The 9364-nt window shown below is 70.7% G+C and carries 9 protein-coding genes and 1 pseudogene; 7 read left to right on the top strand and 3 right to left on the bottom strand.

Annotated elements, in window-relative coordinates; genetic code table 11:
• Positions 1-178: 178 nt before the first annotated feature.
• Together CCN51_RS15645 and CCN51_RS15640 are read left to right on the top strand one after the other, a co-directional pair.
• On the top strand, positions 179-676 hold the full coding sequence (locus CCN51_RS15645; protein WP_086013653.1) for a recombinase family protein: 498 nt from the start codon (positions 179-181) through the stop codon (positions 674-676).
• A 155-nt stretch (positions 677-831) separates the two neighbouring features.
• Positions 832-1629, top strand: coding sequence for a hypothetical protein (locus CCN51_RS15640; RefSeq protein ID WP_014176634.1), 798 nt, complete (start codon positions 832-834; stop codon positions 1627-1629).
• A 245-nt stretch (positions 1630-1874) separates the two neighbouring features.
• Here CCN51_RS15640 and CCN51_RS15635 read toward each other — a convergent pair whose 3' ends face one another.
• A complete protein-coding gene (locus tag CCN51_RS15635; RefSeq protein WP_014176633.1) occupies positions 1875-2132 on the bottom strand; it encodes a mycoredoxin in 258 nt (85 codons plus the stop codon).
• A gap of 199 nt (positions 2133-2331) precedes the next feature.
• On the opposite strand from CCN51_RS15635, the gene CCN51_RS15630 reads away from it, so the two are divergent.
• From CCN51_RS15630 to CCN51_RS15615, 4 genes are all read left to right on the top strand, one after another.
• Positions 2332-4623: an ATP-dependent DNA helicase UvrD2 gene (locus tag CCN51_RS15630; RefSeq protein WP_014176632.1), complete on the top strand. Its 2292-nt coding sequence runs from the start codon at positions 2332-2334 to the stop codon at positions 4621-4623.
• Positions 4624-4765: 142 nt separating this feature from the next.
• Positions 4766-5038, top strand: coding sequence for a hypothetical protein (locus CCN51_RS15625; RefSeq protein WP_078610458.1), 273 nt, complete (start codon positions 4766-4768; stop codon positions 5036-5038).
• Between the two features lie 116 nt (positions 5039-5154).
• Positions 5155-5517: a WhiB family transcriptional regulator gene (locus CCN51_RS15620; RefSeq protein ID WP_043486847.1), complete on the top strand. Its 363-nt coding sequence runs from the start codon at positions 5155-5157 to the stop codon at positions 5515-5517.
• Complete coding sequence (locus tag CCN51_RS15615; RefSeq protein ID WP_014176630.1) at positions 5514-5825, top strand: hypothetical protein; 312 nt, start codon at positions 5514-5516, stop codon at positions 5823-5825. Before CCN51_RS15620 ends, CCN51_RS15615 begins: the two co-directional genes overlap by 4 nt.
• 119 nt (positions 5826-5944) lie before the next feature.
• Here the strand turns inward: CCN51_RS15615 and CCN51_RS15610 are convergent, their stop codons facing one another.
• Both CCN51_RS15610 and CCN51_RS15605 read right to left on the bottom strand, forming a co-directional pair.
• Positions 5945-7459, bottom strand: a complete 1515-nt coding sequence (locus CCN51_RS15610) for an ABC1 kinase family protein (protein ID WP_014176629.1) — start codon at positions 7457-7459, stop codon at positions 5945-5947.
• Positions 7460-7535: 76 nt separating this feature from the next.
• Positions 7536-8681 (bottom strand): ThiF family adenylyltransferase, encoded by a 1146-nt coding sequence (locus CCN51_RS15605; RefSeq protein ID WP_014176628.1) that lies wholly within the window; start codon positions 8679-8681, stop codon positions 7536-7538.
• A gap of 326 nt (positions 8682-9007) precedes the next feature.
• On the opposite strand from CCN51_RS15605, the pseudogene CCN51_RS15600 reads away from it, so the two are divergent.
• A pseudogene (locus CCN51_RS15600) lies at positions 9008-9364 on the top strand (metal-dependent hydrolase); the annotation flags it as partial.

The following is a 9364-nucleotide window of genomic DNA, read 5'->3' as shown; positions in this document are numbered from 1 at the left end:
CCTGCCGCTCCTCCCGTCTGCGCTGCCAGCCTCACCAGGCAGACGGGAGGAGCGGCAGGCTGTCAGGCAGGCGCACGGCCTGTTGCCGGGGCCGACAAGCCGAGCGACTGGCAGGCGGAGCAGGGGCGCGGCAGCGCCCCACCTTCCCGACAGGAGCCGAGCGGCAGGGCCGTCGACCGTGGCGCAGCGTGACCAGGAACGGGCTCGCCCCCTTGTGGGGCGCAGCAAGAACGCCAACCGGCCAGAGCTCTCGGCCGCACTGGACTACGCCAGACCCGGCGACACCCTGTGCGTGTGGAAGCTCGACCGCTTCGCCCGGTCCCTCATCGACCTTGTGACCATGGTCGACGCCCTTCGAGAGCGGGGCATCGGGTTCAAGGTGCTCACGGGTGCGCTGGCCAACATCGACCCTGGTACGGCCGACGGCCGTCTCATGCTTCAGGTGGTCGGAGCCATGGCGGAGTTTGAGCGCAGCCTCATCAAGGAGCGCACCCGCGCAGGACTGGACGCAGCCAAGGCGCAGGGGCGTACCGGCGGACGGCCGACCGTGGTCGATGAGGACGTAATCACTGTGGCCCGCGCCAGGAAGGCGAAGGGCGAGAGTGTGAGCGCCATCGCCAAGGCTCTCGGGGTGTCACGAGCCACCCTGTACCGCCACCTCGGCGAGAGCGCCTGAGGCAGGCGTACACAGGTGCATCCCGAATCAGGAAAGGAGGCGACGGCCCGCCGCCGGTGTCCGCTGCTCGCTCTCTGAGGCTTCCGCGACCGCAGCCCAGCTCCGGAGTGCGGTAGTCGCGAGGGGTGTCAGACCCGCGTGCAACACTGCGGTCCATGTCTCTCGCTGATCTCACTCTCGGCCAGTGGCGGTCCTTCGAACTGTCTACCGCACGCCGCGTCGCCGAGCAGGCCGCTGGCTTGGTGGATGGCCGGGTGACCCTCATCGAGACCACGGAGCACCTCGGTGCCCCGCTGCATCGCGTCCGGATCGAGCGGAACGAGCAGGAATTCGCTCTGATACCCGGAGGGCCGGTGTGCCTCGGCTTCGACCTGGACAGCTGGCAGCCGACCCCGCAGCAGACTGCCGACTACGCCGAGAGCCTGGAACAGGGCTTCGGCTACGGACCCGACCTGCGGGCCCATCTCGCGCAGGTGCTCAGCCCCCGCCGGAGCGTCGTTTTGGCCACTGTGCTCATGGCTGCGGAGGACGAGAACCTGCCCGAGTTGCCTGCTGGCATGCCGGCTGTTCTCGCGGCTCGTGACCTGCGGATGCCGAGCTCCGACGAGTGGGAGCACGCTTGTGGAGCCGGAGCAGAGACCCTGTTCCGGTGGGGAAACGACTTCCCCATCGACCGCATCCCCTACGGGGACCGCACAGGCCCGCAGAACCAGCTGAGCGCCTTCGGTCTACGCATCGCCTACGACACCTACCGTACGGAGCTGACGAGCGACGCCACTGCGGTGCACGGCGGGGACGGTGGCGAGTCGGTATGCGGCGGCTACGGTCACATGCTGGCATGGCTGCCCCTGGCCACCGCCAATCGCAACCCATCCATGGTCGAGTTCGTGTATGGCCCGGACGGTGAAGACCTTTGCGAGGACTTCTCCACCCGGCCTGTGCTCACGCTCTGAACCCTGCGGCTCTGCTTTCGCGCGCTGAGAGCTTCTGTCGGCGACGGCCGCCAGGTGGAGTGCTCAGTCTCTTGCGCCCCGGTGGGACACGTACAGGAGTGCCGGTGATGGCGGTCTCCTGTCGACCACGGCGGTAGCCGATACCGGGCGTGCCGAGGGCGGGCCTTGTCCTGCTGCTGGGGTCCCCAGGGCACACAAAACCCCCGATCAGCGTCAGGCCGGTCGGGGGTTGCGTCTCGCGAGAGTCAGGCGCCGAGCGCCTGCTTGACCTGGGCAAGGCTCGGGTTCGTCATGACGACCTCAGAGCCCCCCTGGGCGGGAATTACCAGAACCGTCGGCACGGTCTGGTTACCGCCGTTCGCCTTCTCGACGAAGGCTGCCGACTCCGGGTCCTGCTCGATGTTGACCTCGGTGTACGCGATTCCCTCGCGGTCCATCTGGCCCTTCAGCCGACGGCAGTAGCCGCACCAGGTGGTGCTGTACATCGTCACAGTGCCGGACATCGGTCTTATCTCTCCTCGAGGTTCGGCCTCTCCGTGAGGCTCGGCGTGCTGGCAGTGGTGGAACGTCCGGGGTCCTCGCGGCATTCCCGTGACGGCGTTCCCGCGACCCCACTGATCCGACAAGCGGATGAGATGACCAAATGGGCACGGCTGTGGACAACCGTCCCGGCGGTCTCAGCGGACCTGGCAGCATGGCGGGGTGACAGCAGCAACGCCCTCCCCTCTCTTCCCGCGGGTCTCCACGCCGGCCGAGTACGCGACGGTTCCGCGCGACGCCGACGCGGTGCTCGAAGGGCTCGACCCGGAGCAGCGCGAGGTGGCCACGGCCCTGTACGGGCCGGTGTGTGTGCTGGCCGGGGCCGGGACGGGCAAGACCCGTGCCATCACCCACCGGATCGCCTATGGGGTGCGGGCGGGCGTCTTCCAGCCCGCGAGTGTGCTCGCCGTCACCTTCACCAACCGCGCGGCGGGGGAGATGCGCGGGCGGCTGCGGCAGCTGGGCGCGGGCGGGGTGCAGGCGCGCACCTTCCACTCGGCCGCGCTCCGCCAGCTGCAGTATTTCTGGCCCAAGGCGGTGGGCGGCGAGGTGCCGCGGCTGCTCGAGCGCAAGGTGCAGCTGGTCGCGGAGGCCGCGGCGCGCTGCCGGGTCCGGCTGGACCGCAATGAGCTGCGGGATGTGACGGGGGAGATCGAGTGGTCGAAGGTCACCCAGACCGTGCCCGAGGACTATCCGGCCGTGGCCGCCAAGTCCGGCCGGGAGGCCCCGCGTGACGCCGCCGAGATCGCCCGGATCTACGGCATGTACGAGCAGCTCAAGCGCGAGCGCGGGGTGATCGACTTCGAGGATGTGCTGCTGCTGACGGTTGGGGTGCTCCAGGAGCGGCATGACATCGCCGACCAGGTGCGCCGTCAGTACCAGCACTTCGTGGTCGACGAGTACCAGGACGTCAGCCCGCTGCAGCAGCGGCTGCTCGAGCTGTGGCTCGGCGACCGGGAGAGCCTGTGCGTGGTCGGCGACGCCAGCCAGACCATTTACTCCTTCACCGGCGCCACCCCCGACCATCTGTTGAACTTCCGCACCCGGCACCCGGGTGCGACGGTCGTCAAGCTGGTCCGCGACTACCGCTCCACCCCCCAGGTCGTCCACTTGGCCAACGGGGTGCTGGCCCAGGCCCGCGGCCGGGCGGCGGACCACCGACTGGAGCTGGTCTCACAGCGCGAGCCGGGACCCGACCCGGTCTATACGGCATACGCGGACGAGCCGGCCGAGGCCGAGGGGGTGGCCCGCCGGATCCGTGAGCTGATCACCCCCGTGGAGCAGGGCGGCGGCGGGGTCCCGGCGAGCGAGGTCGCGATCCTCTACCGGGTCAATGCGCAGTCGGAGGTCTATGAGCAGGCGCTGGCCGACGCCCAGGTGCCTTATCAGCTGCGCGGCGCCGAGCGGTTCTTCGAGCGACCTGAGGTGCGCGAGGCGGGGCTGCTGCTGCGCGGCGCGGCCCGCGCGGGAAACGCGGACCCCGCGCTGACGGACGCGGATATCCCCTCCCAGGTGCGGGCGGTGCTCGGTACCCGCGGCTGGACGCCGGAGCCCCCGGCCGGATCGGGCGCGGTCCGTGACCGCTGGGAGTCCCTGGCGGCGCTGGTGCGGCTCGCCGAGCAGTTCTGCGCGAGCCAGTTGGCGGCGGGCCGGCAGGTCACGCTGGCCGATCTGGTGGCGGAGCTCGACGAGCGGGCGGCGGCCCAGCACGCCCCGACCGTCGAAGGTGTGACGCTCGCCTCACTGCACGCCGCCAAGGGCCTGGAGTGGGACGCGGTCTTTCTGGTCGGGCTCACCGAGGGCATGGTGCCCATCACCTATGCCAAGACCGACCCGCAGGTGGAGGAGGAGCGTCGGCTGCTCTATGTGGGGGTCACCCGTGCCCGCCGCCATCTGGCCCTCTCCTGGGCGCTCTCGCGCTCTCCCGGAGGCCGTGCAAACCGCCGCCCCAGCCGCTTTCTGAACGGGCTGCGTCCCGGCTCCGCGGCCCCCGCCCCCCGCATGCCGGGCGGGGCCGGCGGCATCGAGCGCGGCAGTGGCGGAGCAATCGCCCCGGTCCGCAAGCGGCGCGGCCCGGTGCACTGCCGGGTGTGCGGCAGGACGCTGACGGACGCGGGCGAGATGAAGCTGAGGCGCTGTGAGGACTGCCCCTCGGAGCTGGACGAGGCGCTGTACGAGCGGCTGCGGGACTGGCGGGCCGAGCAGGCCGGGCAGCTGGGCCAGCCCGCCTACTGCGTCTTCACCGACAAGACCCTGCTGGCGATTGCCGAGGCCGTACCGGGAACCGAAGGGGAGCTGTCGGGCATCCCTGGAGTGGGGAGGCGGAAGCTCGACAAGTTCGGCGCCGACGTCCTCGCGCTCTGCTCCGGGCGGGAACTCACCCGGGCGGAGGGGATCGACGGGACCAGCGGAAGCGGTTCCGAAGAACCCGCGCGAAACTCGACGGAAAAATAGTTTGCGCGCGCGGAGCGCATACCCATAGCCTTCCGAGCACGGAGACAAGGGCCCTTCCGGGATCCGAGGAATCCGTGTTGTACTGAACAAGCCGGACCGGTTTCGAGTCGGTCCCTGAGACGCCGAGAGGAGGCGAGCCCCAATGATCAGCTTCATGAACACCATCAAAATGACCGATCGTTCGGTCGTCGCCACCTGCCTGCTCGGCTTCGAGCTGCCTGGCACCGGTGTGTCCGCCGGCGCCAGTGAAGCACGTCTCAGCGAGCGACCGATCCAGGCACCTGCGGTAGCAGCGACGGCACGGGCAATTGCCTATGCCTTTGCGGCCAATGGTGCCGGATCCCGGAAGACGCAGCAGCAGCACCACCAGAAGTGGGCCCTCCGCGGGCTTGGACCCTGGAGTTATCCAGCCTGATCCACGATCAGGTCGGCACCTTCCAGGGCCGCGGAACCCACACCGGGATCCGCGGCCCTTTTGATTTGCCAGCGTCCGGCCACCAGCCGGACCGAAAAGACGAGGAACTGACGACCGTGCAACTCAAGGCACACACGCCGTCCGTAGCAACCGACCTGATCCCCCCGCCTGACCCTTCGGAGGACTCCTTGACGCCGCTCACCGCCCTCACCGAGTTGGATGAGGCCATCGAGAACCTCGGTGTCGCCGTTCCGTGCCGCTCCTACGACCCGGAGGTCTTCTTCGCCGAGTCGCCGGCCGACGTCGAGTACGCCAAGTCGCTCTGTCAGACCTGTCCGCTGCGGGAGGCCTGCCTCGCCGGGGCCAAGGACCGCCGCGAGCCCTGGGGCGTATGGGGTGGCGAGCTCTTCGTCCAGGGGGTCGTCGTCGCCCGGAAGCGGCCGCGTGGTCGCCCGCGCAAGAACCCGGTCATGGCATGAACACCACCGGAACGATCGATCGCCCCGCGACGCACGACCCGATGAAACAGGTCCCGACGATGACCCCGTCCGTCTCCGACACCCCCGCCCGTGACACCTCGGGTGCGACCGAGTCGCGCCAGAACAGGACCCGTGAAATGCATCTCATGCCAGAAGCCCTGGCCCGTGCGCATATGCAGGAACGAATGCACGAGGCCGAGTCTCAACGCAGTGCCGTCAGGCTGGCCGCCGCCCGGCGGATGCAGCGCCGTGCGGAGCGCGCCTCGCTCCGCGCCCGCCGCGCTCTGGCCATGGCGGTCATGCAGTAAGCGGCAACAGCAAGCGGCTGCAGGGGGACAGCCGCAATAGCGGGGGGATGCCGCCATAACAGGGGGGACGCCAGGGGCCGGTCCGATCGGACCGGCCCCTTCGGCTGCCCGCTCATGCGTCAGGCAGAGGCCTCGGCCGTCTTCTCGGGCGCCTTTTTGACGGCTTTCACGGTTTCGACGACTTCCACGGTTTCGACGGCCTCCGCAGCCGCCCCGTCCGCCTCTTCGGTCCCGTCGGCTTCAGCTTCGGTTTCTGCTTCCGGTGCTTCTTGTGCTCCGTCTGCTTCGTCCTCGTATCGCTCGGCGAAACCGGGCACCCAGTCCTCGAGCTCATTGCGCAGCCGCACTTCCGCGCCCAGCTGGCACAGCACCCCTATCGTGCTCAGGCAGACCCGGTGTATCAGCAGATAGGAGGGCGGCAGATTGAGCTGGTTGCCCAGCTCGTAGACCGGCGAGCGGCGATCCGCCACCCGCGCCGCCTGGCGGCGCAGCCACCGCCGGTCGAAGGTGAACTCGTCCACCTGGGCCGGCTCCAGCATCGGCAGCAGGAAGTCCAGCAGCGCGTCCGGGTCGAGCTCGATGGTCGGCTTGACGAACCCCTCGCCTCGCATCAGCTCATAGACCCCCTGGGCGTCCCCCTCGAGCGCCATCCGCAGCGCGATGCCTACCGGCTCGGGAAGTCCCCCCGGCAGCCGGTCCATCGAACCGAAGTCCAAGACCCCCAGCTTCCACTTCTCCGCCGGTCCCTCCGGGGCGTCACAGGTCAGCAGCCGGAAGTTGCCCGGGTGCGGGTCGGCGTGGAGCAGCCCGGTGCGGTGGGCGCCCGAGAACAGGAAGCGGGCGAGCAGCTGTCCGGCCCGGTCCCGCTGCTCGGGGGTGCCGTCGGCTATCACCTCGGAGAGCGGTATCCCCTCCATCCACTCCGTGATCAGCACCTGATCGCTTTGGTGCACCACCCGCGGGACCAGCACATCCGGATCGTCTGCGTACTCCTCCGCATGGATGCGCTGGGCCTCGGCCTCCAGTTCGTAGTCCAGCTCCTCCGACACCCGGTCGCGCAGCTCGGCGATGAGCGGCTTGATGTCCAGGCCCGGCACCAGTGGCCCCAATACTCGGGCAAATCGGCTCAATTGGTTCAGATCGGAGAGTAGTGCCTCGCCTGCCCCCGGATACTGCACCTTGACCGCGACCGTGCGCCCGTCGTGCCACACCGCCCGGTGCACCTGCCCGATCGAGGCCGCCGCCGCGGGCTTGTCGTCGAACTCGGAGAACAGCTCGCGCCACTCGGGCCCCAGCCGCTGCTCCAGCGCCGTGTGGACCGTGCGGGTCGGCATGGGCGGCGCCGCCTCCTGGAGCTTGGTCAGCGCCGCCCGGTAAGGCCGGGCGATCTCCTCCGGCAGCGCCGACTCGAAGACCGACATCGCCTGGCCGAGCTTCATCGCCCCGCCCTTGAGCTCCCCGAGCACCTTGAACATCTGCTCGGCCGTGCGCTGCTGCACCTCGCGCGCGACGATCTCCGCAGGTCGTCCCCCTATGCGCTTTCCGAGCCCCCACGTGGCGCGCCCGGCGAATCCCAAGGGCAGCGCCGCCAGTTTGGCGGTACGGGTGATCGCCTTGCGCGGCAGATCTGACATGCGCCCCTCCAACTACAGCTGAGCCATTCCCGGGGGTGGCCCCCCGGACCCCCGTCGCCCACTTGGCGGACGTCGGTCACCCGGACATTGTCGCGTGCGGCGCTTCGACAACCGAGGCATATACCGCATCAGTCCGTCCGGCCGCACCACAGCCGCACTCCGCATGCGGCTCGATCCGCCGGGTGTCCCAGGTGAGAGTCGGCAGCGCCGCCTCCAGCCGGGCTCCGGCACTGGCCGGCAGCCGTCCGTCCAAAAACCCCAGCGCATGCACGGCAGTGACCCCCGCGACCACTGTGGCCAACGCGGTGTCGCAGGCCCAGGTGGGCCGGCGGCGGCCGGACCGCCACTGCGCGAGCATCCTCGGCCAGACCGGCTCCCGCTCGGTGCGCCCCGCTGCGGCACATCCGGCGCACGGTGTGATCCCCGGCAGTACGAGTGGCCCCACCACCCCCGTCGCCTCCAGGACTCCCGCATACAGATGAGGCGTCCCCGACGCCAACAGCGGCTCGGTCTCCGCCGGATCCGGTGCGTATGCCGCGAGCCCGTCGCGCGGGGCGATCACCACAAGGGTCAACCCCGGCTCGCCGGAGGTCGCCGCCCCTGCCGCCGCCCCCGCCGCCGGCCGACGCGGTCGCGGACCCGGCGCCGCCTGCCGCACCAGGCCCCGCGCGGCCGCGTCCCGCCGCTCCCCGATCCGCTCGGCCGGCAGCCCACCAGGCGTCACATCCCATGGCTCGACACAGCCGCCGTCCACCACATCGACCTGCCCGACCCCTGAGGCCGACAACAGCGCGGCCACGGCCGCTCCGACCCGGCCCGCGCCCCTCACCTGCACCCGCATCGCGCCCCGCGCCGCCAACAGCCGCGCCGCGGCCCCCGGCGCGGGACACAGCACCGACAGCGCCGCCAGATCGGGCCGCAGCCGGTCGAGCGCGGCGCCGCGGCGCCAGGCCGTGGCCGCCCACTCGCCGCCCTCCACCGGATCGTCGAGCAGACCGGCCGCCGTCAGCCGCTCCACCAGCGCGTCGGCCCGCCCCTCCGGCAACCCCAAGGCCCTGGCCTCCTGCCGGAGCAGCGGCAGCCCGCGCGTCCCGTCCAGCAACTCCAGAAAGCTGCCCGTCGCCGTGTCCACCGGCCCCAGCACCACCGCATGGGCCCGGGCCACCCCGAACTGCACGGTGTCCCGGCTCCGCCAGCCGCGCCGCAGCGCGGGCTTGAGCATCGGATGCGCCGTACTTGCCGCCGCCCCCGTCGCCCCTGCCCTTGCCGTCCGCGTCGCCCCCGTCCCAGTCGTCCTCGTCCTTGCCGTTCCTGTCCTTGCCGTCCCTGTCCTAGTGGTCCCTGTCCTCGTCATCTCCGCCCCCGTCATCGGATCCCCCTCGTCGTCGCCGAACTGACCCCAGCATGCGCGGCTCCGCCACACCGCCGCCGAAAGTTATCCACAGCCCCGGGCGATAGTCGTATAAGCGGTGAACACCGTGGAGTGGTTCGCCCCGCAACCCGGTGCGCGGCGGGACTTCCCCGGCTGCCAGCGGGTAACGTCAAGGGGTGTCCGCCGACCGTTCCCCCCGCTTCGCCGGGGAGACCCCATCGCACAGCGCCGCCAGAACCTCACGCGGCGCCCAGGGCCCGCAGAGCCGGGGCCCGGGCGCGGTCGAGGTCGAGGTCCGCCGGAGCACACGGCGGCGCAGAACGGTCTCGGCCTACCGCGAGGGGGACCGCACCGTCGTCCTGATCCCCGCCCGTATGTCCGAGGCGGAGGAGCAGCGCTGGGTGAGGGTCATGCTCGACAAGCTCGCCGCGCAGGAGAGCAAGCGGATGCTCGGCGACGCGGAGCTCGCGGATCGCGCCGAGTGGCTGTCCGAGCAGTACCTGGGCGGGCGGGCCCGCCCAGGTACTGCTCGG

Origin of the sequence: Streptomyces milbemycinicus (assembly GCF_002154605.1) — a bacterium.
Lineage (GTDB): Bacteria > Actinomycetota > Actinomycetes > Streptomycetales > Streptomycetaceae > Streptomyces > Streptomyces milbemycinicus.
Note: the sequence above shows the minus strand (reverse complement) of the source record. Positions and strands in the feature narration are given on the sequence as shown.